The following is a 24,670-nucleotide window of genomic DNA, read 5'->3' on the forward strand; positions in this document are numbered from 1 at the left end:
GACAAGTGGGATGAGTTCAGCGGGTGAAGGCCTGTCTCGCCCGCTTCCCGAGCAGGTGCGCCTCAACGTCGTCGACCTGGCGGCGCAGGTTCTCGGCACCATGCCCGCGGTCTCCGTGCCGCCGCCGCTGCGCGGCATCGCCAAGTTCGACCCGCGCAAACGCGCCAAGCTGGGCAGCGCGCCGATCGCCGCGCAACTGGAGAACGACAAGAAGTTCCGCGAACTGGTCGCCGAGTCCGTCGCCGCCGGATGGCCCGAGCTGGTCGCCGCCCTGGCCGAGGGGAGCGTGCCGCCCGCCGCCGACCCCGTGCTGGTGGCGGCCGCAGCCTATCTCACCAGGCCGCCCGGCTGGGCGGAGATGATCGAAACCGCCCGCGCCGACCTGGAGCAGTCCGCCGTGGCGGCCGAGGGCTCCGAGCGCGAGGAGGCGGTGACCCGGCTGCGCGAGCAGCTCGCCGCGCAGAAGACCGCCGCCAAGGAGGAGGCCGACCGGCTGCGTGAGCAGATCAAGGCGGCCCGCGCCGAGAACTCCGACCTGCGGCGCAAGCTCCACGACGCCCGCGAGCGGGCCAAGGCCGCCGGCCGCAGGGCCGAGGAGATGGAGCAGGCCGCCGACGACGCCCGGCACGCCGCCTCCACCGCCGGCAACGCGGGCGAGGCCGAGCTGCGCCGCCTGCGCGAGCGGCTGGCCGACGTGGAGAGGCAGCTCGAAGCCTCCCGCCGGGCCGCCCGCGAGGGCCGCAGCATCGAGGACGCCCGCATCAGGGTGCTGCTCGACGCGCTCCAGGACGCCTCGGCCGGGCTGCGCAGGGAGCTGGCGCTGCCCACCACGATCAGCAAGCCCGCCGACTCGGTCGCGGCCAGCACCGGCGAGCGTCCCGGGGTGCGCGGCGTGCCGGCGCGGGCTCTGGCCGACGACGACCCGCAGCTCCTCGACCAGCTCCTGGCGCTGCCGCAGGTCCATCTGATCATCGACGGCTACAACGTCACCAAGACCGGCTACGGCACGTTCACCCTCGCCGACCAGCGCAACCGGCTGATGACCGGCCTCGGCGGCCTGGTCGCGCAGACCCGCGTCGAGGTGACGGTGGTCTTCGACGGTGCAGAGCTCAACGCGCCCGTGCAGGTGGTGGCGCCGCGCGGGGTGCGGGTGCTGTTCAGCGCGCCGGGGGAGATCGCCGACGACCTCATCCGCCGGCTCGTCCGCGCCGAGCCGCCCGGCCGGGCCATCGCCGTCGTCTCCTCCGACCGGGAGGTGGCCGAGTCCGTCCGCCGGATGGGCGCCAGACCCGTTCCGTCGGGTCTGCTGCTGCGCCGGTTGGGCCGCGCATAAGTTACGAATTAGCACTATTGGCGAGACCCCACTCGCCACTTCTGTACTATTTCGCCCCAGGTGTAATCCCTGGGAGGCGACGCTGTGAGGTTTGGCCGGGTCACGTTGGCGGCGGGTCTCGCGATCGGGCTGATGACGGTCCCGATGGGTGCGGCGCTCGCTGATCCCAAGCCCACTCTCAAGCAGGCCAAGGCCAAGCTGGAGAAGCTGAACGACAAGGCCGACAAGGTCGTCGACCGGTACAACACGGCGACCGAGGAGTACAAGAAGGCCAAGAACGCCTACACCAAGCTGAACGACCGCTACAAGCAGAAGCTGCAGACGGTCGCCGACCTGCGGGCCGACATCATCAGGGCGGCGGTGGACTCGTACAAGCTGGGCGGGGACGTCGCGTCCCTGCCGGGCTTGATGGGCGCGGACGACCCCGAGAACCTGCTGGCCGGGATGGCCATGGCCGGGCAGCTCTCGCGCGAGCGGCTGGAGAAGCTGGCCGCCTTCGACCGCGAGAACAAGGGGCTCAAGGTCGAGCGCGACAACGCCGAGACCGCCCTGGCGGACGCCGACAAGGAGCGGGACGCGGTCCAGAAGGAGCGCGCCGAGGTCCTGAAGCTGGTCGGCGAGCAGAAGAAGCTCCTGGACAAGCTGGGGGCCTACAACCCGGGCAACCCCAACAGCACCGGCATCAAGTACACCGGTCCCGCCTCGGGCAACGCGGCCGCCGTTCTGCGCTTCGCCTTCGCCCAGGTCGGCAAGCCGTACATCTTCGGGGGCACGGGCCCGCGCGGCTACGACTGCTCAGGGCTGACCCAGGCCGCGTGGCGCGCGGCCGGCGTCTCGTTGCCGCGTACGACGTGGCAGCAGTGGGCCTGGGGCTCCGGACGCAAGGTGGACATCAAGGACCTCCAGCCCGGGGACCTCATCTTCAGCGAGGGGCTGGGGCACGTCAGCATCTACGCGGGCGGGGGCAAGATCGTCCACGCGCCGCAGACGGGTGACGTCGTGAAGGTCGTCCGGCTCTCGGACTACCGCCGCCCGCTGGTCGGAGCCATCCGCCCCTGACCTCCGGTCCACCGGAACTCCTCCCGACACTCGCCCTCGGCCGCCCGTCTCGCAGGCCGCAGGGACCACCGGCGTGCCCGCTCGGCCCGCCGGTGGGACGAAGGGGACAAAAGGTGTCAAAGGGCCCTGACAAGCGCCTGCGTCAGGAAGTGTGAGAAGGGTCACATTTAGGTAACGGAGCCTGTGGCTCCAGCAGGGGTTTCGTCCCTTACTCGTGCCTTTATTTGATCTTTACAACCTGACTCCCCCTTTGCACTTTCTTGACCCCTCGGCGTAGTTTCTGGCGTCGCGGTCGGCAAGCCATGCGAGCCGCGAATCGACATCGGAACCCCCGATGCGGACCACATAAAAATCCGTCGGTCGCCATCGATATCCCCATTCAGGCATATCAATCGAGTGGCGACCTGCCGAGTCCGTGCAGCCAGGAGGCACGGAGCCGGGGACCCAAAGATCCCGTCATCCCCCGGGATCAGGGGTGAATCGGCGCGTTCAGCGCCGTAGGGCGACTTCCAGGCCCGAATCCGTCAGCTAACCCGGTAGGCGTTCGTGGAAGACACAAGGAGAAATCCTGTCTACCTCCCTGCATAACCCCCGTCTGTCCCGTCTCGCCCTGAAGGGCGCCGCACTCACGATGACCGTGACGGCCGGAGGTGCGGTTCTCCATGCCGTGCCGGCCGGGGCGCAGACGGTGAGCGAATCGGCCGTCAGGCTCACCGCGGTGTCCAGCACCGCCGAGACGGCCACCACCAGGTCGGCCAAGGCGGCGAAGAGCGCCAGGTCGGCCAAGGCGGCGAAGGCCGCCAGGCAGAAGGTGAGGGCCCACAAGGCCGTCGCCGTCGCCAAGCACCAGATCGGCGACCCGTACCGGTACGGGGCCACGGGTCCTGGTGCGTTCGACTGCTCCGGACTCGTCCAGTACGCCTGGAAGAAGGCCGGGGTGCGACTCCCGCGCGTGACGAGCAGCCAGTTCGCCCGCATTCGGCACAAGGTCTCCTGGCGGAAGCTCAAGCCGGGCGACCTGATGTTCTTCAACGGGCTGGGCCACGTCGGCATGTACGTCGGCCACGGCAAGATGATCCATTCGCCGAGGACCGGCGAACGGGTGCGCATCGACAAACTGGGCGGATGGCGGAAGTCGTCGTTCGTCGGCGCGGTGCGTCCCGGCGCGTGACAACAGGCCCCGCCCGGACCCTCCCCGGTCCGGGCCGGGGCCTGTCGCATGTCCGGCTTCCTGTTGCGAACCGCAGGTCCCGCCTTGCGGAGAGGGCGTGGGCCCGGTCTCGTGAAGGGGGCGTGAGGGCCGCGGGCCGACTAGCATCGGGCCGTGTCCTCGCAGGTGCGTCCGTCCCTCCGCGGTCCGCGTCTGCTCCTGCCCGTCCTGCTGCTGGCGGCGGTTCTCGTGGTCGCCGACGCGCCGCCCGGCGCCGTCCTGCCCGCCGGGGCGCGCGATCTGTGGGCCGGCGGCGGTCAGGTGGTCCGCGGCGGACGGTCCGTGGTCGTGGGGCATCGCGCCGAGCCCGGCGTGCTCGCCGATCTCGCCCGGCGCGCCGACCTCGCCGGTCGGCGGGTGTCCGCGCTGCTCGGCCGGCCGGTACGCGCGCTGGTCGTCGTACCGGACTCCGACGCCGAGGCGGCGGGGCTGGCGGGCACGGGCCCGCTGGACGGGCTGGCCGCGGTGGCCGACGGCCCGAGGGTGATCATCGTCCCCGGCTCCTTCGCGCGGCTCACCCCCACCGGACGCGACGTCGTCCTCACCCACGAGCTCACGCACGTCGCCGCGGGCACCGACCGGCTGCCCGTCTGGCTCTACGAGGGGTTCGCCGACTACGTGGCCTACCGCGACGCCGGACTCCCCGTCAGGACGGCCGCCGCCGAACTCGCCGCCGAAGTACGGGCCGGCCGGCTGCCGAGCGAGTTGCCCGGAGCCGCGGCTTTCGCCCCCACGGCAGCCGACCCCGGACGGCTCGCGCGGGCGTACCAGGAGGCCTGGATGGCGTGTCGCTTCCTCGCAGACCGGTTCGGTGACGGGACCCTGGTACGGCTCTACCGTGATGCCCGCGTGGCCGGCGTCGATCAGGCGCTCGCCTCCGTGGGGCTGACCGCCGAGACACTGGCGGCACGGTGGCGCGAGTACGTACGAGAGCAGCTCGCGTGAAGGGGAGGCAGATGAGCGAGCGGAACGACCCGCCCCGGGAGGGGGACGAGCCCGCGGGAGCGGTCGCCAGAGGGGCCGACGAGCCCGGTACGGCGGTCGCGGCGGGCCACGGCGGCGGTGTGGCCATCAGGGACGACGAGGACGGGCGCCCCGGCGACGGCGGCCCGCCGGAACCCTCCGGCACCACCGAACCCCCTGAGTCCCCAGGTCACCCCGACGACCCGGACGACCCGGACACCTCCGGCCCCACCCCCGGCGAACGCCCCGACGCGGACGCCGACCCCGACACCGAGGACCCCCGCCACCTCCATCCCCCCACCCCCGACGAGCGCCCCCACGCGAAGGACGCCGAGAACCCCGCCGAGAACTCCGCCGAGAGCGCGGACGCCCCGGGCAAGCCCGGCAAGGGCCGGGGCGACGGCAAGGGCGGCAAGGGCGGCAAGCGTGGCAAGGGTGGTAAAGGCGGAAAGGACGGCGCGGGCCGCCCCGGCGACCCGTCGGACAGCACCACCACCCCCGAGGACGCCCCCGACGACGCCGACCCCCGTCCCGGCCCCGGCGACCTGGTAGGAACGGCGGAACACCTGATCGCCCGAGAACGGCAACGCGCCGAATCCCGCTCCAGGCGCGCCGCCGGCATCGCCCTGGCCCTGGTCGGCGGCGTGATCCTGGCCGTGGCCGCGTTCACCACCCCGTGGCGGGTCCTGGCCGCCGGCGCGCCCGCCGTCACCCCCGACCCCGCCCGCGACTTCAGCGCCGCCCAGATCGCCAGGGCGCAGGCGTTCGACGCCGCCACCTCCCTGCCCGGCTACATCTCGCTCGGCATCACGGTCCTGTTCGCCGGGCTGCTGGTCCTGACGCCGTTCGCGGCGAAGGTGCTGGGGGTGCTCAGGGGCCCGTGGTGGGTGCGGGTGGTCCTCGGCGTGGTGGTGCTCACCGCGATCACCGAGGTGCTGCGGTGGCCGCTCGGCATGTGGTTCGAGACGATCCTGCGCGACTACGGCCTGTCCACCCAGGACTGGGCGGGCTGGACCGTCGACCGGCTCAAGAACACCGGCGTCGGCGTGGTGCTGCTGTCCGTCATGCTGCTCGCCCTGGTGGCGCTGGCGCGCAAGGTGCGCCGCTGGTGGATCCCGGCCGCCGTGGGCGCGTTCGCGCTCACGCTGGGCGTGTCGTACGTCTACCCGGTGGTGTTCGAGCCGCTGTTCAACGACTTCACCTCCATGCCGCCGGGCTCGCTGCGGTCGGACCTGCTGGCCATGGCCGAGCGGGACGGCGTCCCGGTCAAGGACGTGCTGGTCGCCGACGCCTCGCGGCGCACCACGGCGCTCAACGCGTACGTGTCGGGCTTCGGGGCCACGCGCCGGATCGTCGTCTACGACACGCTGCTGAAGGCGCCGGAGTCGGAGGTCGAGCTGGTGGTCGCGCACGAGCTGGGCCACGCCAAGCACGCCGACGTGCTCGACGGCACCCTGCTCGGCGGCCTGCTGGCCGGGTGGGGCACGATCGTCCTGTTCCTGCTGGTCGGCCCGCTGCGGCGGCGTACGGGGATCGCCTCGGTCGCCGACCCGCGGGCGATCGGCGTGCTCATGGGCCTGATGACCCTGGGCTCGATGGTCACCGACCCGGCCCAGAACCTGATCACGCGGCACGTGGAGGCGCGGGCCGACGTGCACGCCCTCGACCTCACCAGGGACCCGGCCACGTTCGTCGCGATGCAAAAACGCCTGGCCATAACCAACATTTCCGACTTGTCGCCGGATGCGGTGGAATATGTGCTCTATGCCTCCCATCCCTCCACCCCCGAGCGCATCGCCCTGGCCCGGTCGTGGGCGAAGCTGAACGGCGTCCCCGAACCGTGACCAACGTGGTCTTCGTGACGAACGACTTCCCGCCCAGACCGGGCGGCATCCAGTCGTTCGTGCACGGACTCGCGCTCCGCACACCGGGTGTGGCGGTCTACGCCCCCACCTGGCCGGGGTGCGAGGAGTTCGACCGGCGTCAGCCGTACCGGGTCGTACGGCACCCGACGCGGCTGATGCTGCCCACTCCGGCCGTCGCGCGCACGGCGGCCGGGCTGGTGGCCGAGCACCGCGCCGAGACCGTGGTCTTCGGCGCGGCCGCGCCGCTCGGCCTGCTCGCGCCGCGCCTGCGCGCGGCGGGCGCGCGGCGGGTGGTGATGCTCACCCACGGCCACGAGGCGTCGTGGGCGGGCGCGCCGGGCTTCCGTTCGGTGCTGCGCAGGATCGGCGCGCACGCCGACGTGGTCACCTACCTGGGCGACTACACGCGCGAGCGCCTGGCGGCGGCGATCCCCGCGCACAAGCTCGTACGCCTGGCGCCCGGCGTCGACGCCGGCCAGTTCCACCCGAGGGCCGCCAAGGCGGCGCTGGGCCTCGACGGCCGGCCGGTGGTCGCCTGCGTGTCCAGGCTGGTCCCGCGCAAGGGCCAGGACCAGCTCATCCGGGCCTGGCCCCGCGTGCTGCGCGCGGTGCCGGGCGCGGTGCTGCTGCTGGTGGGCGGCGGCCCGTACCGGTCGCGGCTGGAGCGCATGGCGGGCGGCCGCGAGTCGATCAGGTTCACCGGTACGGTCCCCGCCGCGAGCCTGCCCGGCTACTACGCGGCGGCGGACGTCTTCGCCATGCCCTGCCGCACCCGCTGGAACGGCGTGGACGTCGAGGGCCTCGGGATCGTCTTCCTGGAGGCGTCGGCGACCGGCCTGCCGGTGGTCGCGGGCAACTCCGGCGGCGCGCCGGACGCCGTACGCCCGGGGGAGACCGGCCTGGTCGTGGACGGCGAGGACGTCGCGGACGTCGCCCAGGCCGTCGTCGACCTGCTCGCCGACCCGGCGCGGGCGCGCAAGATGGGCGCGTGCGGCCGGGACTGGATCACCCGCGAGTGGACGTGGGACCAGGTCGCCACCCGCTTCCATGCCCTTCTCTGAGCCCTTCTCTGGGCCCTCCTCTAGCCCTTGGTGGAACCCAGCGTGAGCCCGGCGACGAACTGCTTGTGCAGGAGCTGGAAGACGATCAGCGTGGGCAGCGCCACCAGCACGGACCCGGCCGCCAGCAGGTTGTAGTCGGTGAAGAACTGGCCGCGCAGGTTGTTCAGCGCCGAGGTCACCGGCAGCTTGTCGCCCGAGGACATCAGCACCAGCGCCCACAGGAAGTCGTTGTACATCCAGGTGAACTCCAGGGTGGCCAGCGCCGCCAGCACCGGCCGGCACAGCGGCAGCGTGAGCCGCCAGTAGCGCTTCCACACGCTCGCGCCGTCCACGAGGGCCGCCTCGGTGATCTCCTCGGGGATCGTCCGCATGAAGTTGGCGATGACGAAGACGCAGAAGCCGAACTGGAACGCCACGTGGATGAGGATCAGCCCGAGGTAGGAGTCGTAGAGCGACTGGGAGTCCGACAGCCAGGCGGGCAGCGGCACCAGCGTGTAGAGGGTGTAGAGCGGGGTGATGAGCACCTGCGGCGGCATCAGGTTCCCGGCGGTGAACACGATCAGCAGCACCTTGCGCCCGGGGACGCGCACCCGCGCGACGGCGAACGCCGTGAACGAGGCGAGGAACAGCGTCACCAGCAGCCCGGGGACGACGATGATCAGCGTGTTCAGGTAGTAGTGGGGCAGCTCGGCCTGGCTCCACGCCTTGGCGTAGTAGTCCAGCGTGAGATGCTCGGGCAGCGAGAAGTAGCCCAGCCTGGCCGTCTCCTCGTACGGCCGCAGCGAGGCGTAGAGCGACAGGGCCAGCGGCAGGAACCAGCCCAGCGCCACCAGCGCCAGGAAGGCGTGCAGCAGGATCCGCAGCGGCCGCACGGGCCGGCGCGCGGGCGCGCGCCGGCCCTGGGCCGGGGGAGCGGGGGCGGGCGCGGTGAGCGTCATCGCTCCTCCTTGAACAGCTGCGACAGGTACGTGACGATGAACCCCAGCGAGGTCGCCAGCAGGATCACGGCGATGGCCGAGCCGAAGCCGATGCGGCTGGCCTCGCCCACGATGTTCTCGGTGACCAGCACCGACAGCAGCTCCAGGCCGTTCCTGCCCTTGTTGACGGCGTAGACGATGTCGAACGCGCGCAGCGCCTCGATCACGGTGATGACCAGCACGATCACGTTGACCGGCCGCAGCGTCGGGAACACCACGCGGAAGAAGGCCTGCGCCTCGCTGGCCCCGTCGATGGCGGCGGCCTCCTTCAGCGCCGGGTCCACGGCCTTGAGCCCGGCCAGATAGATGATCATGACGTACCCGACGTGCCGCCAGCCGGCCGCGAGCATCACGACCCAGATGTTGATCGAACGGTCGCCCAGCCAGTCCACGGTCAGGCCGGTCACCGCGTTCAGCACGCCGTAGTCGGAGGAGTAGACGAGCTGTGCGATGAAGCCCACCACGGCCAGCGACAGCACGACCGGCATGTACAGCGCGCTCTGGTAGACCCGCGACAGCCGCAGCCGCCGGTCCAGCAGCACCGCGCAGAACAGCCCGAACGGCGTCGCGACCAGCCCCAGGAAGCCCAGCCACAGCACGTTGTTGCGCACGGCCGACCAGAACGGCGGGTAGGCGGTGGCCAGGTCGTGGTAGTTGCGCCCGCCCACCCACTCGATCGGCCCGATGCCGTTCCAGTCGGTGCCGGACAGCGCGGCGGAGGCCAGCGTGGGCCCCCAGATGAGGCCCACGTTGACGATGACGGCCATCCCCAGCCCGATGACCAGGACGGTCACGTCGCGGGCGGAGTAGCGACGGGTCTTGACGGTCATCAGCGGAAGAGGTTGGCCTTCTGCTTCTCGATGCTCACCAGCAGGGAGTCGATCTCGTCCGGCTTGCCGACGAACGCCTGGAGGGAGGGGATCATCACGGTCGAGGCGAAGTCCGGCCGGGTGTCGCGGTCGAGGAACTGCGCCAGGTGGGTGGCCTGGGAGACCAGCTCCGCGCCGCGCTTCTGCAGGGCGCTGTAGCCGCCGGTGTCGGCCTTGGAGCTGGCGGCGAGCGTGCCGGGGTCGAGCTTGGTCGCCTCGTTCTGGGAGGAGCCCTTGGCCAGGTGCCTGAGCAGGGCCTTGGCGCCGTCCACGTTCCTGGCCTTGGCCGAGATCATGTAGCCGTCGATGGGGGCGTCGATCGAGTCGGTGCCGTACGCGGGGTTGATCTCGGGGAAGGTGAAGAAGTCGAGGTCGTCGCGGTCGGCCTCGGGGAACTGCTGGGCGACGAACATGCCGAGCAGGATCATGCCGGTCTTCTTCTGCGCGAGCGACTGCCCGGCCTCCTGCCAGGTACGCCCGAGGGCGGCCGGCTGGTGGAACTCCATCAGCCCCCGCCAGGTGTCGAAGACCTGCTTGACCCGGGGGTCGGTCCACGACTCCTTGCCGGCCATGAGCGAGATGTGGAAGTCGTAGCCGTTCGTGCGCATGTTCAGGATGTCGAACGTGCCCATCGCCGGCCAGCCGTCCTTGTCGGCGAACGCGATCGGCACCAGTCCGTCGGCCTTCATCCTCCTGGCCAGGGCGGTGAACTCGTCCAGGGTTTTCGGCGGCTCGTACCCCTTGGCCCGCCACAGGCTCTTGCGGTAGAAGACGGCCCACGGATAGTAGGTGAACGGCACGAAGTACTGCTTGCCGTCGATGCCGGTCGACTGGTCCTTGAACGCCTGCGTGTAGTCGCCCCCGATCTCCTGCCACACGTCGGAGATGTCGGTCGCCAGGCCCTGCTGGGCGAAGAACTGCATCCGGTAGCCGGCGAACCAGGTGAACACGTCGTCGGGCGTGCCCTTGAGATAGCGGTTGATGTTCTCCTGGAACGTGTTGTGGTCGACCGTGTTGACCTTCGGGACGGCCTGGGTGAAGCCCTTGAGCACGGTCTCCAGGGCCTTCTTGGGGACCTCGTCGGAGGCGTTCGAGCCGATGGTGACCGTGCCGAGCCCGCCGCCGGACGACCTGCCGGGCGCGGTGGAGGGGCTGCCGGACCCGCAGCCGGCGAGCACGGCGGGCACGCCGAAGGCGGCGGCTCCGAGGAGTAGACGGCGGCGGGAGATCGGCATACGTCGGTCCATGGTGGTTCCTCCTTGCCGGACCCTTCAGATTCCCCCGAGTTCGCTCACACCCATTCATCGAAAGACGAACTGTCACGGCTGTCAACGCACTGTTTCATGACGTTTTCGACGCATTCAGCAGGTCGATGTCATGTCATGATGCGAACGGGATGGTGTCGGAACCTGTTGGGATCTGGTGATGCGATGCTCGCCCCGCAGCGTCAGCAGGCGATCCTGGACCTCGTCCGGCAGAACGGCGGCGTCAGGGTCGTGGACCTGGTGCGCACGTTCGGCGTCTCCGACATCACGATCCGGCGCGACCTGGAACTGCTGGCCGAGCGCGGCCTGCTGGCCAAGGTGCACGGCGGCGCGACCACCATCGGCTCCACCAACGAGCCCGGCTTCGCGGCCAAGTCCGTCCAGCAGGAGGAGGAGAAGCAGGCCATCGCCGGGCACGCAGCCGCGCTCGTACGTCCGGGCACGGCCGTGGCCCTGTCGGCCGGCACCACCACCTGGACGCTCGCCCACCACCTGGGCCAGGTCCCGGGGCTGACCGTCGTGACGAACTCCGTCCGGATCGCCGACGTCTTCCAGCACGCCGGCCGCCCCGACCAGACGGTCGTGCTCACCGGCGGCGTGCGCACCCCCTCGGACGCGCTCGTCGGCCCGGTCGCGGTCGCCGCGATCCGCCAGCTCAACGTGGACCTGCTGTTCCTGGGCGTGCACGGCATGACCGCCAGGGCGGGCTTCACCACGCCCAACATGATGGAGTCCGAGACCGACCGGGCGCTGGTCGAGGCGGCCTCCAGGCTCGTGGTGCTGGCCGACCACACCAAGTGGGGCACCGTCGGCATCAGCACGATCGCCCGGCTCGACGAGGCGGACGTGGTCGTCTCCGACACCGGCCTGCCGGAGGCGGCCAGACAGGCGCTGTCGGAGCGGGCGGGTCGGCTCGTCCTGGCACAGGCGCCGCCCGTCACCGGGTAGCGGGCCCGTCATCCGGCGACGGGCCCGCCTCCGGACGGCGGCCTCAAGCGACCGCCGCCGACAGCCGGTCGTACTGCTCGTCGGAGAGCTTGACCGACAGCGCCGCCACGTTCTCCTCCAGGTGGCCGATCGAGGAGGTGCCCGGGATCGGGATCACGGTGGGGGAGCGGCGCAGCAGCCAGGCCAGCGACGCCTGGGCCGGGGTGACGCCGATCTCGGCCGCCACCGCCGCCAGCGGCGTGCCGGGCCCGGCGTGGGAGCCCGCCGCGATCGGGAAGAAGGGCAGGAACGCGATGCCGTGCGCGGCGGCGTGGTCCACGACGTCCTCGTGCTGCCGGGTGGCCAGGTTGTACAGGTTCTGCACGGCCGCGATCGGTGTGATCTCCGCCGCCTGGCGCAGCTCCTCGGCGCTCACCTCCGACAGGCCGATGTGCCGGACCTTGCCCTCGTCCCTGAGCTGCTTGAGCGCGCCGATCTGGTCGGCGAGCGGGTAGGCGGGGTCGAGGCGGTGGAGCTGGAGCAGGTCGATGCGCTCCACCCGCAGCCGGCGCAGGCTCAGCTCGGCCTGCTGGCGCAGGTAGGCCGGGTGGCCGAGCGGCACCCACTCGGCGGGCGAGGGCCGCAGCACGCCGATCTTGGTGGCCACCGCCACGCCGTCCCCGTACGGGTGCAGCGCCTCGGCGATCAGCTCCTCGTTGGCGCCGAGCGCGTAGGAGTCGGCGGTGTCGAAGAGGTTCACCCCCAGCTCGGCCGCCCGGCGCAACACGGCCACGGCGCCCGCCCGGTCCGCCGGCGCCTCCCAGACGGGCGCCTCCAGGGCCGAGCGCGAAGGGTCGGGGGCGTCGGCCAGCCGCATCGACCCGTAACCGATCCGGCGCACCTCAAGGTCTCCGCCAATGGTGAACGTCTGTACAGTTTCGCGAGGAATTTCTCTCATGGACGTCACGCTAGAAGCTCACATGGATGTGAGATGCAAGCGGGTGTGAGGAGCATCACGTGAAGATCGGCGCTCTCTCGGCGGAGACCGGGGTCAGCCCCCGGTTGCTGCGTTACTACGAGGAGCAGGGCCTGCTGACCTCGTTCCGGGCCGACGGCGGTCACCGGCGCTACGGCACGGACGCGCCCGTCGTGGTCCGCCGCATCCGCACCCTCCTGGCCGCCGGCCTGCCGACCAAGGTCATCAAGGACGTGCTCCCGTGCGCCTCCGGCTCCGGCGACGTGCTGGACGCGTGCACCCTGGGCCAGCTGCGCGGCCGGCTCACCGGCCTGGACGAGCAGCTGGCCGAGCTCCAGGCCACCCGCCAGGCCCTGGCCGCGATCCTGACCGCGACCGAGCGGGCCGGCGAGCTGGTGGGGGCCGCCTGACGGCTCAGTGGCCGTAGAGCTCGTCGATCTCCTTGGCGTAGTCGCGCGTCACCAGGTTGCGCTTGACCTTCAGCGTCGGCGTCAGGTGGCCGCTCTCCTCGGTGAGGTCGGCGTCGAGGATCGTGAACTTCTTGATCTGCTCGGCCTTCGACACCGTGCTGTTGGCCCGGTCGACGGCCTCCTGGACCTGCGCCAGGATCGCCGGGTCGGCGCGCAGCTCGGCCACGCTCCGGCCGGCGGGCGTCGCCTCGGGGTCGAGCGTGACCAGCGCGGCGACGAAGGGACGACCCTCGCCGACGATCATGGCCTGGGAGACCAGCGGGTGGGCGCGCAGCGCGTCCTCCAGCGGGCCGGGGGCGACGTTCTTGCCCGCGGCCGTCACCAGGATCTCCTTCTTGCGGCCGGTGATGCGCAGGTAGCCGTCGGCGTCGAGCTCGCCCACGTCGCCTGTGTGGTACCAGCCCTCGGCGTCGACCGCCTCGGCGGTGGCCGCGTCGTTCTTCCAGTAGCCGTGGAAGACGTTGCGGCCGCGGGCCAGGATCTCGCCGTCGTCGCCGATGCGGATCGAGACACCGGGCAGCGGCTTGCCGACCGTGCCGATCTTGTTGGCGCCCGGCATGTTGACCGAGACGGGGGCGGAGGTCTCGGTCAGGCCGTAGCCCTCGAAGACCTCGATGCCGACGCCCCTGAAGAAGTGGCCGAGACGGTCGCCGAGCGCCGAGCCGCCGGAGACCGCGGCCGACAGCCGGCCGCCGGTGGCCGCGCGCAGCTTGGCGTAGACCAGCCGGTCGAACAGCAGGTGGCGCAGGCGCAGGCCGAGCGGCGCGCCGCCGGACGCCTCGGCCTTGCTCCAGGCCACCGCCACGTCGACGGCGCGGGCGAAGATCTTGCCCTTGCCGCCCGCGGCGGCCTTCTGCTCGGCGCCGTTGTAGACCTTCTCGAACACGCGCGGCACGCCCAGCAGGAACGTCGGCTTGAAGTCCTGGAGGTCGGGGGCGACGTTCTTCATGTTCGGGGTGTGCGCCATGATCGCGCCGGCCTCGACCAGCACCACCTGGATCATCCGCGCGAAGATGTGCGCGAGCGGCAGGAACAGCAGCGCCGCCGGGTCCTTGGAGCTGAACAGCGGCTCCAGCGGGCCGCGCAGCACGTTGAGCGCGGTGAACAGCAGGTTGTCGTGGGTGATCCGGCAGCCCTTGGGACGGCCGGTGGTGCCCGAGGTGTAGACGACGGTGGCCAGGTCGGCGGCGACGACCCGCTTCCTGCGCTCCTCAACGGCCGAGTCGGGCACGCCCTCGGCGTCGAGCCGCCCCTCGACCCGCCAGACGGCCTTCAGCTCGGGCGCGGCCTCCCGGACGGTCTCCTCGTGCGCGTCGAGCTCGACGAAGGCGGCCTTGGCCTCGCTGTCGGCCAGGATCCACCGGACCTGCTCCACCGACGAGGTCTCGTAGATCGGCACGGTGACCGCGCCCACGGACCAGAGGGCGTAGTCGACCAGCGTCCACTCGTAACGCGTGCGCGACATCAGCGCGACCCGGTCGCCGTGCTCGATCCCCGCCGCGATGAGACCCCTGGCCACCTCGACCACCTGGTCGCGGAACTCGCCCGCGGTCACCACGGGCCAGCCGTCGTCGGTCTTGCGGCGCATGATCACGGTGCCGGGCTCCCGCTCGGCCCGGTCGAAGACCGTGTCCGGCAGGCTCGCTGAGGCAGGCACATCGACCAGGACGGGGACGCTGTACTCGCGCACGAACTTTCAACTCCTCTACAGGGACCGCCTGGACGTTACCGCCTTAAGTTACGCGTCGGTAGCATCGTCATGGGAGCGTTATGAAGGGCGTTCATCACGCTAGCAGCCGTCCCACCTAGGATTTCCCCATGAGGGTCCACGTGGTGAGTGACGTGCACGGCAGGGCCGACGCGCTGGCCCGGGCGGGCGACGGCGCCGACGCGCTGGTGTGCCTGGGCGACCTGATCCTCTTCATCGACTACGACGACCACTCCAACGGCATCTTCGCCGACCTGTTCGGCGCGGAGCGGGCCGCCGAGTTCATCGCCCTGCGCACGGCCAAGCGCTTCGACGAGGCCAGGGCCATGTCGGCGCGCCTGTGGGCCTCCCTCGACGGCGACCCCCGCGAGCACATCGAGCGCAACGTCCGCGCCCAGTACGCCACCCTCTTCGCCGCCATGCCCACCCCCGCCTACCTGACCTACGGCAACGTCGACATTCCCCGTCTGTGGCCCGACTACCTCAAACCGGGTCATCAGGTGCTCGACGGCCAGGTGGTGGAGATCGGCGGCCTGCGCTTCGGCTTCGTCGGCGGCGGCCTCAAGACCCCCTACCGCACCCCGTACGAGCTCGGCGACGACGAGTACGCCGCCAAGGTCGAGGCGATCGGCGAGGTCGACGTGCTGTGCTGCCACATCCCGCCCGCCCTGCCCGAGCTGCTCTACGACGTCGTGGCCAGGCGGTTCGAGCGCGGCAGCGAGGCCACGCTGGAGGCGATCCGGCGCACCCAGCCGCGCTACGCCCTGTTCGGCCACGTCCACCAGCCCCTCCACCGCCGCGCCCGCGTCGGCCGCACCGAGTGCGTGAACGTCGGCCACTTCCGTGGAAAGGGTGAGCCGTTCGTCCTGGAATGGTGAGCCAGGCGCCCGGTGACCGGCGCTCCGCCGCAACGGGCGGATTCTGCATTACGGTGGTCGCATGGCTGATCGCACCACTTCGAGCACCACCGTCGGCGCCGCCCGCGCCGAGGTCATGGCGGTCATCGCCGACTTCCCCGCCTACCCGGAATGGGCAGGTTCGATCAAGAGCGCCGAGGTCGTGGGCATGGGCCCCGACGGGCGCGCCGAGCGGGTGCGGTTCGTCCTCGACGCGGGCGTGATCAACGACACCTACACCCTCGCCTACACCTGGGAAGGCGACGAGGGCGTGCGCTGGCAGGTGGTCGAGCCGGGCAAGATGGTCGGCGACCTGCGCGGAAGTTACCAGCTCGCCGAGACGGGCAGAGGCACCGACGTGACGTACGAGCTCACCGTCGACCTCACGGTGCCCATGATCGGGATGATCAAGCGCAAGGCCGAGAAGGTGATCGTGGACACCGCGCTCAAGGGCCTGAAGAAGCGCGTAGAGGGCCGTCCCCGGTGAGCCCCCGGGTCCTGCTCTTCACCGGCAAGGGCGGCGTGGGCAAGACCACCGCCGCCGCCGCGACCGCCACACTGGCCGCCGAGCGCGGGCTCAAGACGCTGATCGTCTCCACCGACACCGCCCACTCGCTGGCCGACGCGCTCGCCGTCGAGCCCGGCGAGATCGCGCCGGGCCTCCACCTGCACCAGGTCGACACGCAGAAGACGCTGGAGCGCCACTGGGGAGAGCTGCAGCACTACGCCAGGGGCGTGCTCACCGAGCTGGGCCTCGACGAGATCACCTCCGAGGAGATCACCGTGCTGCCCGGCGCCGAGGAGGTCATCGCCCTCCTCGAACTGCGCGAGCACGCCCGCCACGGCGCCTGGGACGTCATCGTGATCGACTGCGCCCCCACCGCCGAGACGCTGCGGCTGCTGGCCCTGCCCGAGGCGCTCGACTGGCACGTCACCAGGCTCATGCCGGTCGGCCGCAAGCTCGTCAAGGTCGTCTCGCCGTTCATGCGCAGCGTGGCCCGGGTCAGCGCGCCCGGCGAGGACGTCATGAGCGCCGCCGAGCGTTTCCACCGCGGCCTGATGGAGGTGCGCGAGCTGCTCACCGGCGACAGCGCGTCCGTGCGGCTCGTGCTCACCCCCGAGGCCGTGGTGCTCGCCGAGGCCAGGCGCACCCTCACCTCGCTCAACCTCTACGGCTACCGCGTCGACGCGGTCATCGCCAACCGCGTCTTCCCGGCCGGCGGCGCCGACGAGTGGCGGAGCAAGTGGGTGGACGCCCAGTCGCGGCTGCTGGCCGAGGCCGAGGAGTCGTTCGCGCCGCTGCCCATCCACACCATTCCGTACCTGCCCGCCGAGCCGGTCGGCCGGCGCGCGCTGGCCGAGGTGGGCGCCTCTGTCTACGGCGAGGCCGACCCGTTCGCGGCGCCCGCCGTCGAGCCGCCGCTGCGGCTGAGCGCCGACGAGCTGACGCTCGCCCTGCCCGGCGCCGACCGCGACGACGTCGACCTGGCCCGCAAGGGCGACGAGCTCATCATCACCGCCGGTCCGTACCGCAGGATCCTGGCGTTGCCGGCGGCGCTGGCCCGCAGGAGGATCGGCTCCGCCGTGCTCCGCGACGGCGTCCTGAGAATACGGTTCAGTGTGGGGAGCGAATCCGCCTCCGAATGAGTTGAGCAGGATGAGCGAACCGTACTCAGGGAGGGCCAGATGACCGAGAACAACGACAGGGATCCCATCGGCACCGTCGCCGACGAGGCCCGCAAGCTGTTCGACACGATCCAGGGGCGCGCCACGCGCCAGGTCGGCAAGACCGTCTACAACTCCTTCACGGGCGGCGGCGCGCGCAAGGAGAAGGACGTGTGGAGCGAGGCGGTGTCCGAGCCCCACGACGAGTACATCTGCCGCGCCTGCCCGGTGTGCCGGGCGATCGCGGCCCAGCGGGAGTCGGGCTCCGACGTGACCGGCCACCTGGTGGCCGCGGGCGGCGAGCTGTTCGCCGCGGTGCGCGGGGCGTTCGACGCGCTGAGCAGGCCCGCCCCCCGCGGGCCGCGCGACACCCGTGACCGCGATCGCGGCGACGTGGAACACATAGATCTGGGATAGGGAGACACGCGGCATGCTCACGATCGGTGTCGACATCGGCGGTACCAAGGTCGCCGCGGGCGTGGTCGACGACAACGGCGAGATCGTCGAACACACCCTCAGGCCGACCGCGGCCGACCGGCCCGACGTGGTCGCCGAGACGGTCGCGGACGTCGTCCGCGAGCTGTCACGCGACAGGGACGTCGAGGCGGTCGGCGTCGGCGCGGCCGGGTTCGTCGACGAGACCCGCTCGATCGTGCGTTTCGCCCCCAATCTCGCCTGGCGCGAGGAGCCGCTGCAGAAGAAGATCAGCGACCTGGTCGGCCTGCCCGTCGTGATCGAGAACGACGCCAACGCCATGGCCTGGGGCGAGACCACGTTCGGCGCCGGGCGCGGCCAGTCCCACGTGGTGTGCCTGACCCTCGGCACCGGCATCGGCGGCGGCATCGTCATCGACGGCGCCCTCTACCGCGGCCGCTGGGGCATGGGCGCCGAGCTCGGCCATATGCAGGTCGTGCCCGAGGGCCGGGTGTGCGGCTGCGGCAACCTCGGCTGCTGGGAGCAGTACGCCAGCGGCCAGGCCCTGGTCAAGGAGGCCAGGGAGATCGCGGCCCGGCAGCCCGAACGCGCCGAGATCCTGCTCGGCCTGTCCGGCGGCCGGATCGAGGGCGAGGAGGTCACCGAGGCCGCCCGGCTGGGCGACAAGGTCGCGCTGGCCGCCTTCCGCAGCCTGGCCGACTGGCTCGGGCAGGGCATGGCCGACCTGGCCGCCGTGCTCGATCCCGGCTGCTTCATCGTCGGCGGCGGCGTCTCGCGGGCCGCCGACCTGTTCCTGGACGAGGCCCGCGAGGTGTTCGCCAGGCAGCTCACCGGCCACGGCCACCGGCCGCTCGCCGAGATCCGGCTGGCCGAGCTGGGCGCGTCCGCGGGTGTGGTCGGGGCCGCCGACCTGGCCCGGCGGCGCTAGCGCGTGCTGGTCAGGGTCGCCTCGTACAACGTGCGGAGCATGCGTGACAGCGTGCCCGCGTTGCGCCGGGTGCTCGCCGCGATGCGGGCCGACCTGGTCTGCGTCCAGGAGGCGCCCAGGTTCGCCCGGTGGCGGGCCAGGCGCCGGGCCCTGGCCGAGGCCGGCGGGCTGCGCGTGGCCACGCCGGGGCGCGCCGGCGGCGTGTGCGTGCTGGCCGGGCCGCGGGTCCGGGTGCTGGAGGCGCGGCTCCACCGGCTCAAGGCGTTCCCCGGCCTGGAGCGGCGGGTGCTCGCCGTCGCCGTCGTCGAGATCGGCGGCGCGCGGCTGGCCGTCGGCTCGCTCCACCTCGACCTCCACCTCGCCGCCCGGCTGCGGCACGCGGGCGAGGCCATGTCCCTCATGGAACGGGCGGCCGCCGCGCACGACGCCGCGATCGTGGTCGGCGCCGACGTCAACGAGCGGCGTCACCAGCCGGCCTGGCGTTTCCTGGCCGCCCGGCTCACCGACTGCCACGCCGTCGCGCCCTCGGGCGACGGGCTGACCTTCCCCGCCGCGCGGCCCGCCGAGCGCATCGACGCGGTGTTCGCCGCGCGCGGGACGAGCGTCCTGTCCTGCGGCGGAGTGGCGGCCGGGAACGCCGATCTGGCCGGGGCCAGCGACCATCTGCCGGTGCTCGCGGAGTTGCAGGTTGGACTCTGACGGGCGAGCCGCCCGGGGCAGCCCGTAGCATTTGCTCATGACCCGTCGCTCTCAGCGGCGTGCGCTCTCCGTCCTTCTGGCGACGTCCGTGGCCTTGCCGCAGGTCACGCCCGCCGCGCATGCCGAGCCCCGTCCCGCCGCCGAGGCGTGGCAGAAATCGACGAGCGCGCGCCTCGACGCGGACGGCTCGCTCTCCGACGTGCTCGCCGTCTCGCCGGGCGACGTGTGGGCGGTCGGCCAGCAGGAGATCTGGGACGTCTGGAAGAACCGCGGCACGATCCGCCACTGGAACGGCACCGCCTGGAGCGAGGTGGCCGTGCGCGACGCCACCGCCGCCGGCAACCTGCGCGGCCTGGCCGCCGCCGGCGCCTCCGACGTGTGGGCGGTCGGCGACGGGCACGACGGCCTGCCCTACCTGGCCCACGGCGACGTCACCGGCTTCGACCGGGTCCGGCCGCAGGGGCTGCACGCCGGCGACTGGCTGGGCGGCATCGACGCCAAGCAGGGCCGGGTGGTCGCGGTCGGCAGCCGGGAGAAGTACGGGCTCATCCTCACCGGCCAGGGCAACAGCTGGACCGTCCAGCAGACCAAGGAGAAGGGCGCGCTCTACGCGGTCGCCTCGGGCTTCGCCGTCGGCGACACCGGCGGCGCGCCGCTGATCATGCACTACACGTCCGGGGCCTGGAAGTCGATGTCCGTGCCCGCAGTCCCCGGCGGCTACCTGCGCGACATCCAGGTCGACAGCTCCAAGCGCGCGGTGGCCGTGGGCGGCGTCTACCACGGCCCGGGCGAGATCTCGCCGCTCGTGCTCACCTGGAACGGCAAGCGCTGGCAGCGCCTGGCGATCCCGGCCACCGGCGCCCGCCTCTACGGCGTCACCGGCGACGGCAAGGGCCGCTACTGGATGACCGGCTACGACCCCGAGCAGGCGGCCCAGCCGTTCGTGATGCGCTGCGAGAAGGACGCCTGCCAGATCATCCGTGGCGCCGCCGAGAAGGGCCGCGACAGCGTGCGCCTCCAGGCGGTGGCCTACCTGGCCGGCAAGGGCGCGCTGTGGGCGGTCGGCCACGCGGTCGACACGGCCGACCGCTACTCCGACGTGGTGGAGTCCTTCGCCCCCCGCACCACCACGGCCAAGTCGTAACGGACCGGGTCGCTAGGGCCGCCCCACAGGGCGGCCCTACAGGACGGCGCCGTCGTCCCAGCCGGAGTCGTTGGGCGGGCCGTCGCCCATGCGCACCACCAGCGCCACGAACCCGCCGATGAACGCCGCCACCGCGGTGAACAGCGCCCAGCCCTCCATCTGCCAGCTCGCCATCGCGGCCACCAGCAGGTAGGCGGGCCCGCCGAAGAGGGCCACCCACGCCAGCTTGGTGGGCAGGTCGAGCTTGGGCAGCGGCGGCGGGGGCGGGGGCTCGAAGTGCCCTTCGTCCTCGTCGTCGTCCCGGTTGTGGTCGGGTTCGTGGTCGGACTCGCGGTCGGGCTCGTCCTGGTCGAGTTCGAGCTCCTCGGAGGGTTTGACCACCCTGCGGGCGGGCTCGGCGGGCACGTTCTCGCTGTCCGGCCATGGCTGGTCGGCCGAGTCGCGCTCGGCTGTGTCGTTGAAGGACGCGACGATCTGCCGCCAGACCTCGTCCTCGTCACTCTGGGGCGTCACCTAGATGGGCCTCTCCGCAGCGATCGCGACTTCCCCCTGGGTGCGATCAGTCCCTCTGCAAGGGTACCGAGGCATGTGTCCGGATGAAGTCGAGGCTACCGGCAAAGATCCTGTCGGCATCGTTGTCAAGCGTCGCAACATGGTAGCTATCGGTAAGCTCCTCGATCGTGGCCTGCGGGACCTTCTGGCGAATGATCGCCACACTCGTCGGTTTCACCACGTGGTCGTCGCGGCTGTGGAAAACCAGCAGCGGCTGGGTGACCTTCGCCAGGTCGGCCCGCACCAGCGACCACAGCCCCGGCAGCGACGCGGCCGCCTTGACGGGCGTGCGGGCGTAGGCCAGCTCGGTCACGCCGGGCTTCTTGACGTCGTTGGCGACACCGGGCACCGACGGCAGGAACCACTTCAGCAGCGGCGCCAGCCTCAGCAGCGGCACGTCCACGGCGATGGACGGGTTGACCACCACCACGCCCCCGACCGCGTCCCCGTGCACCTCGGCCAGCCGCAGCGCCAGGCAGCCGCCCAGCGACAGGCCCGCCACGAACACCTCCGCGCAACGCCCCTGGAGGTCGGCGAACGCCTTCTCCACCTCGGCGTACCAGTCTTCCCAGCGGGTGCGGTTCATCTCCTGCCACGTGGTGCCGTGGCCCGGCTGGCGGGGGAGCGACACGCTGACCCCGTGACCGGCCAGGTACTCGGCCCACGGCCGCAACGACTGCGGCGTGCCGGTGAACCCGTGGCAGAGCAGCACACCGACCTGACCCGCTTGGTGGTGGTAGGGCTCCGCGCCTGGCATGAGCGGCATAACAGCTCCTCCACGCAATTTCATCCCGGATCTGCCCGATCGTCGCACGTTCCGGGGTGATTGTGCGAGAGCTGATGTAGTTGCATCTCGCCAGGGATGGGAAGATGACTCTGCTCCATCATGATGTCCTGCGGAAGAGGTGGCCGGGTGTTCTACTGGGTGGTCAAGGCCATCTTGAAGCCGATCCTCATGCTCTTCCGTCCGTGGACGGAGGGTGGCGACAACGTACCCAAGCAGGGGCCCGCGATCCTGGCCGGAAACCATCTCTCCTTCGCCGACCACTTCTTCGGCCCGCTGCAGATCCGCCGCAAGGTGATCTCGCTCGGCAAGGCCGACTACTTCACCGGCACCGGCCTCAAGGGCTTCTTCACCCGGCTGTTCTTCAGCGGCGTCGGCACCGTGCCGATCGACCGCTCCGGCGGCAAGGCCAGCGAGGCCGCGCTCCGCACCGGCCTGCGCATCCTGCGCGAGGGCAACATCCTGGGCATCTACCCCGAGGGCACGCGTTCGCCCGACGGCCGCCTGTACAAGGGCAAGACCGGCGTGGCCCGGCTCGCGCTGGAGTCGCGCGTGCCGGTCATCCCGTGGGCCATGGTCAACACCTACGAGATGATGCCGCCCGGGCGGCTGTTCCCCAAGCTCGGCATCCGTCCGGGCGTCAGGTTCGGCAAGCCGCTCGACTTCTCCCGCTACTACGGCATGGAGGACGACCGGCTGGTCCTGCGCGCGGTCACCGACGAGATCATGTACGCGCTGATGGAGCTGTCCGGCCAGGAGTACGTCGACAAGTACGCCGCCAGTGCCAGGGTCGAGATGGAACGCGCCGCCCGCGCCGCCGCCAAGGCCGCCTCCTAAGAGGCGGGCCCGCTTTCCCGTCAGGTCCTGAGGGCCTGTTCGCTCTTCGTCATCGCGCTGGTCAGTGAGGTCAGTTCCGCGCTGCTGAGCCGGTCGATCAGGTAGTCCCGCACGACCGCCACGTGGCCGGGCGCGACGCGTTCCAGGCAGCGCTCGCCCGCCTCGGTGAGCACGGCCAGCACCCCGCGGTCGTCGGAGGGGCAGGTGGTGCGCTCCACCAGCCCCGCCTTCTCCAACTGGGTGATCTGGTACGTCAGCGCGCTCTTCGACACCACCACGCCCCGGGCCAGCTCGGTCATGCGCATCTGACGGCCGGGCGCGTCCGACAGCCGCGCCAGGATCTCGTACTGCGGGTGTGTCAGCCCGGCCGCGGCCTTGAGCTGCTCCTCGATGCGCCGTTCGAGCAGGTGGGAGGCCGACAGGAAGGCGCGCCAGGCGGCCATCTCCGTCTCGTCGAGCCAGCGGGTGTCCGTCACGTCCCAAGTGTACTTGTTGTTCAGTTTTGAACTATCGGTAGAGTGGTTGTTCAAATCTGAACGACTCCATCTGGAGGTTCCATGATCGACCGGGCGCGTCCCATCGCTCTGCTGCTGGCCAGGATCGCCGTCGGGGTGATCTTCCTGGTGCACGGCTACCAGAAGTTCGCCGACATGGGCATCGCGGGCACCACGAAGTTCTTCGAGTCCGCGGGCATCCCGCTGGCCGGGCTGGCCGCGCCCGCCGTGGCCGTGCTGGAGGTGGTCGGCGGCATCGCGCTGATCCTCGGCGTCGCCCTGCCGGTCGCGGGCACGCTGCTGGCCCTGAACATGATCGGCGCGGTGGTGTTCGTCCACGGCGCCAACGGCTTCGGCGCGGGCGACGGGGGTTACGAGTTCGTCCTCGCCCTGGCGGCGGCGAGCCTGGCGGTGGGCTTCACCGGGGGCGGCGCCCTGTCCCTCGACACCGTCCTCGACCGCCGCCGCACCACCGCCCCGGTGACCGTCTAGAGACCGTCCCGTCCGGCCGCCTCACGGCCTTCGCGTGCGCCCTCTTCGGTGTGGCGTGCGCGAGGGCCCCGCGGCGCTCAGGTCAGGTGGGCGCGGATCTGCCTGATGTGGTCGGGGGTCGTACGGCAGCAGCCGCCGATCAGCGACGCCCCGGCGCGCTCCCACTCCTTGGCGGCCAGGCCGTACTCCACCGGGTCGGACAGGCCCAGCCAGCGGCGCCGCCCGGCGTCCCACGTCTCGCCGGAGTTGGGGTAGACCACGACGGGCAGGCCGCCGGACAGGCGGGCGACCAGGCCGGGGATGTGCCGCGGCGCCGTGCAGTTGACGCCCACCGCCACCACCTGCGGGTTGCCCGAGAACAGCGCGGCGGCCCGGTCGATCGGGGTGCCGTCGTTGATGTGCTCGGCGTCGCGGCAGGAGAAGCTCACCCACGCCTTGACCTCCGGCGTGGCGGCCAGCAGCCTGGCCAGCGCGCGCGCCTCGGCGTAGGACGGGATGGTCTCGCAGGCCAGCAGGTCGGCGCCGGCGGCGGCCAGGATCTCCCAGCGCGGACGGTGCCAGGCCAGCAGGCCGTCCTCGTCGAGGTCGTAGTCGCCGGTGTACTCGGCGCCGTTGGCCAGGTAGGCGCCGTAGGGGCCGACCGAGGCCGCCACCAGGCCGTGACCGGCCTCGTCGCGGGCCTGCCCGGCCAGCTCGACCGACAGCCTGATCAGCCGCTCGGCCTCGGACCGGTCGAGCCCCCGCCGCTGGAAGCCGGGGATGGTGGCCTGGTAGCTCGCCGTGGTCGCCACGTCGGCGCCCGCCGCGTAGTAGTCGGCGTGCACCCGCCTGATCAGCTCGGGCTGCTCCAGCAGCAGGCGCGCCGACCAGAGCTCGTCGCGCAGATCCGCGCCGAGCGACTCCAGATGCGTGGACAGGCCGCCGTCCAGGACGAGTGTGCTCACCCGTCCAGAATAGGAGGCCGCGGGCGATGATGGCGCACGAGAATGGCACGCCTTTTCCTGGGGGCGTCCGAATATCGCGGCGAAGATATCGCGCAGCGTGAAATTCATAATGCTCGC

The 24,670-nt window shown here is 71.6% G+C and carries 26 protein-coding genes and 1 riboswitch; of the genes, 17 read left to right on the forward strand and 9 right to left on the reverse strand.

The window, feature by feature from the left end; translation table 11 throughout:
• Positions 1–10: 10 nt before the first annotated feature.
• The 6 genes from ACIA8R_RS15900 to ACIA8R_RS15925 all read left to right on the forward strand — a co-directional run bounded on the left by ACIA8R_RS15900 (position 11) and on the right by ACIA8R_RS15925 (position 7,491).
• Positions 11–1,333, forward strand: a complete 1,323-nt coding sequence (locus ACIA8R_RS15900; protein WP_364091357.1) for an NYN domain-containing protein — start codon at positions 11–13, stop codon at positions 1,331–1,333.
• A 132-nt stretch (positions 1,334–1,465) separates the two neighbouring features.
• Positions 1,466–2,392, forward strand: coding sequence for an NlpC/P60 family protein (locus ACIA8R_RS15905; protein ID WP_364091355.1), 927 nt, complete (start codon positions 1,466–1,468; stop codon positions 2,390–2,392).
• Between the two features lie 395 nt (positions 2,393–2,787).
• Positions 2,788–2,950, forward strand: a riboswitch (cyclic di-AMP (ydaO/yuaA leader).
• Positions 2,951–3,080: 130 nt separating this feature from the next.
• Positions 3,081–3,563 (forward strand): C40 family peptidase, encoded by a 483-nt coding sequence (locus tag ACIA8R_RS15910; RefSeq protein WP_364091353.1) that lies wholly within the window; start codon positions 3,081–3,083, stop codon positions 3,561–3,563.
• 153 nt (positions 3,564–3,716) lie between these two features.
• Positions 3,717–4,547 carry a hypothetical protein gene (locus ACIA8R_RS15915; RefSeq protein ID WP_364091351.1) on the forward strand — a complete coding sequence of 277 codons (831 nt, stop codon included), beginning with the start codon at positions 3,717–3,719 and terminating at the stop codon, positions 4,545–4,547.
• An 11-nt stretch (positions 4,548–4,558) separates the two neighbouring features.
• On the forward strand, positions 4,559–6,409 hold the full coding sequence (locus ACIA8R_RS15920; protein ID WP_397038918.1) for a M48 family metalloprotease: 1,851 nt from the start codon (positions 4,559–4,561) through the stop codon (positions 6,407–6,409).
• Positions 6,406–7,491, forward strand: coding sequence for a glycosyltransferase family 4 protein (locus tag ACIA8R_RS15925; RefSeq protein ID WP_364091347.1), 1,086 nt, complete (start codon positions 6,406–6,408; stop codon positions 7,489–7,491). The genes ACIA8R_RS15920 and ACIA8R_RS15925 overlap by 4 nt, the downstream gene beginning before the upstream one ends.
• A gap of 20 nt (positions 7,492–7,511) precedes the next feature.
• On the opposite strand, the gene ACIA8R_RS15930 is transcribed toward ACIA8R_RS15925, so the two are convergent.
• The 3 genes from ACIA8R_RS15930 to ACIA8R_RS15940 are packed head-to-tail and all read right to left on the reverse strand — an operon-like array spanning position 7,512 to position 10,584.
• Positions 7,512–8,429, reverse strand: coding sequence for a carbohydrate ABC transporter permease (locus tag ACIA8R_RS15930; RefSeq protein WP_364091345.1), 918 nt, complete (start codon positions 8,427–8,429; stop codon positions 7,512–7,514).
• Complete coding sequence (locus tag ACIA8R_RS15935; protein WP_364091343.1) at positions 8,426–9,298, reverse strand: sugar ABC transporter permease; 873 nt, start codon at positions 9,296–9,298, stop codon at positions 8,426–8,428. The genes ACIA8R_RS15930 and ACIA8R_RS15935 overlap by 4 nt, the downstream gene beginning before the upstream one ends.
• Complete coding sequence (locus ACIA8R_RS15940; protein ID WP_364091341.1) at positions 9,298–10,584, reverse strand: ABC transporter substrate-binding protein; 1,287 nt, start codon at positions 10,582–10,584, stop codon at positions 9,298–9,300. Before ACIA8R_RS15940 ends, ACIA8R_RS15935 begins: the two co-directional genes overlap by 1 nt.
• A gap of 183 nt (positions 10,585–10,767) precedes the next feature.
• On the opposite strand from ACIA8R_RS15940, the gene ACIA8R_RS15945 reads away from it, so the two are divergent.
• A complete protein-coding gene (locus ACIA8R_RS15945; protein ID WP_397038921.1) occupies positions 10,768–11,550 on the forward strand; it encodes a DeoR/GlpR family DNA-binding transcription regulator in 783 nt (260 codons plus the stop codon).
• A gap of 43 nt (positions 11,551–11,593) precedes the next feature.
• On the opposite strand, the gene ACIA8R_RS15950 is transcribed toward ACIA8R_RS15945, so the two are convergent.
• Positions 11,594–12,487 (reverse strand): aldo/keto reductase, encoded by an 894-nt coding sequence (locus ACIA8R_RS15950; RefSeq protein ID WP_397038923.1) that lies wholly within the window; start codon positions 12,485–12,487, stop codon positions 11,594–11,596.
• Positions 12,488–12,546: 59 nt separating this feature from the next.
• On the opposite strand from ACIA8R_RS15950, the gene ACIA8R_RS15955 reads away from it, so the two are divergent.
• A complete protein-coding gene (locus tag ACIA8R_RS15955; RefSeq protein ID WP_364091335.1) occupies positions 12,547–12,915 on the forward strand; it encodes a MerR family transcriptional regulator in 369 nt (122 codons plus the stop codon).
• A gap of 4 nt (positions 12,916–12,919) precedes the next feature.
• On the opposite strand, the gene ACIA8R_RS15960 is transcribed toward ACIA8R_RS15955, so the two are convergent.
• Positions 12,920–14,665 (reverse strand): AMP-dependent synthetase/ligase, encoded by a 1,746-nt coding sequence (locus tag ACIA8R_RS15960; RefSeq protein WP_397038925.1) that lies wholly within the window; start codon positions 14,663–14,665, stop codon positions 12,920–12,922.
• Positions 14,666–14,793: 128 nt separating this feature from the next.
• Here ACIA8R_RS15960 and ACIA8R_RS15965 point away from each other — a divergent pair, with 128 nt between their 5' ends.
• The 7 genes from ACIA8R_RS15965 (at position 14,794) to ACIA8R_RS15995 (ending at position 20,450) form a co-directional block, all read left to right on the forward strand.
• Positions 14,794–15,561 carry a metallophosphoesterase gene (locus tag ACIA8R_RS15965; RefSeq protein ID WP_357700594.1) on the forward strand — a complete coding sequence of 256 codons (768 nt, stop codon included), beginning with the start codon at positions 14,794–14,796 and terminating at the stop codon, positions 15,559–15,561.
• 61 nt (positions 15,562–15,622) lie between these two features.
• Positions 15,623–16,066 (forward strand): SRPBCC family protein, encoded by a 444-nt coding sequence (locus tag ACIA8R_RS15970; RefSeq protein ID WP_357700592.1) that lies wholly within the window; start codon positions 15,623–15,625, stop codon positions 16,064–16,066.
• Positions 16,063–17,226, forward strand: coding sequence for an ArsA family ATPase (locus ACIA8R_RS15975; RefSeq protein ID WP_357700590.1), 1,164 nt, complete (start codon positions 16,063–16,065; stop codon positions 17,224–17,226). The genes ACIA8R_RS15970 and ACIA8R_RS15975 overlap by 4 nt, the downstream gene beginning before the upstream one ends.
• A 39-nt stretch (positions 17,227–17,265) precedes the next feature.
• Positions 17,266–17,661 carry a DUF5304 family protein gene (locus ACIA8R_RS15980; protein WP_364091330.1) on the forward strand — a complete coding sequence of 132 codons (396 nt, stop codon included), beginning with the start codon at positions 17,266–17,268 and terminating at the stop codon, positions 17,659–17,661.
• Positions 17,662–17,674: 13 nt separating this feature from the next.
• Positions 17,675–18,607, forward strand: coding sequence for an ROK family glucokinase (locus ACIA8R_RS15985; RefSeq protein WP_357700588.1), 933 nt, complete (start codon positions 17,675–17,677; stop codon positions 18,605–18,607).
• A 39-nt stretch (positions 18,608–18,646) separates the two neighbouring features.
• Positions 18,647–19,306 carry an endonuclease/exonuclease/phosphatase family protein gene (locus ACIA8R_RS15990; RefSeq protein WP_364091328.1) on the forward strand — a complete coding sequence of 220 codons (660 nt, stop codon included), beginning with the start codon at positions 18,647–18,649 and terminating at the stop codon, positions 19,304–19,306.
• Between the two features lie 37 nt (positions 19,307–19,343).
• The gene (locus ACIA8R_RS15995; RefSeq protein WP_364091326.1) at positions 19,344–20,450 is read left to right on the forward strand and encodes a hypothetical protein; all 1,107 of its coding nucleotides are present in this window, start codon (positions 19,344–19,346) and stop codon (positions 20,448–20,450) included.
• A 36-nt stretch (positions 20,451–20,486) separates the two neighbouring features.
• Here ACIA8R_RS15995 and ACIA8R_RS16000 read toward each other — a convergent pair whose 3' ends face one another.
• Together ACIA8R_RS16000 and ACIA8R_RS16005 are read right to left on the reverse strand one after the other, a co-directional pair.
• Entirely contained in the window at positions 20,487–20,963 is a 477-nt protein-coding gene (locus tag ACIA8R_RS16000; RefSeq protein WP_397038929.1) for a hypothetical protein, read from the reverse strand.
• Between the two features lie 46 nt (positions 20,964–21,009).
• Entirely contained in the window at positions 21,010–21,768 is a 759-nt protein-coding gene (locus ACIA8R_RS16005) for an alpha/beta fold hydrolase (protein ID WP_357700581.1), read from the reverse strand.
• 147 nt (positions 21,769–21,915) lie between these two features.
• On the opposite strand from ACIA8R_RS16005, the gene ACIA8R_RS16010 reads away from it, so the two are divergent.
• Positions 21,916–22,623 carry a lysophospholipid acyltransferase family protein gene (locus tag ACIA8R_RS16010; protein WP_357700579.1) on the forward strand — a complete coding sequence of 236 codons (708 nt, stop codon included), beginning with the start codon at positions 21,916–21,918 and terminating at the stop codon, positions 22,621–22,623.
• A gap of 20 nt (positions 22,624–22,643) precedes the next feature.
• On the opposite strand, the gene ACIA8R_RS16015 is transcribed toward ACIA8R_RS16010, so the two are convergent.
• Positions 22,644–23,099, reverse strand: coding sequence for a MarR family transcriptional regulator (locus ACIA8R_RS16015; protein ID WP_364091320.1), 456 nt, complete (start codon positions 23,097–23,099; stop codon positions 22,644–22,646).
• 81 nt (positions 23,100–23,180) lie between these two features.
• Here ACIA8R_RS16015 and ACIA8R_RS16020 point away from each other — a divergent pair, with 81 nt between their 5' ends.
• Positions 23,181–23,609 (forward strand): DoxX family protein, encoded by a 429-nt coding sequence (locus ACIA8R_RS16020; protein ID WP_357700575.1) that lies wholly within the window; start codon positions 23,181–23,183, stop codon positions 23,607–23,609.
• 77 nt (positions 23,610–23,686) lie between these two features.
• On the opposite strand, the gene mmuM is transcribed toward ACIA8R_RS16020, so the two are convergent.
• Positions 23,687–24,553: a homocysteine S-methyltransferase gene (gene mmuM, locus ACIA8R_RS16025; RefSeq protein ID WP_364091318.1), complete on the reverse strand. Its 867-nt coding sequence runs from the start codon at positions 24,551–24,553 to the stop codon at positions 23,687–23,689.
• Positions 24,554–24,670 lie beyond the last annotated feature (117 nt).

The organism is Nonomuraea sp. NPDC051191 (assembly GCF_044455665.1).
Taxonomy (GTDB): domain Bacteria; phylum Actinomycetota; class Actinomycetes; order Streptosporangiales; family Streptosporangiaceae; genus Nonomuraea.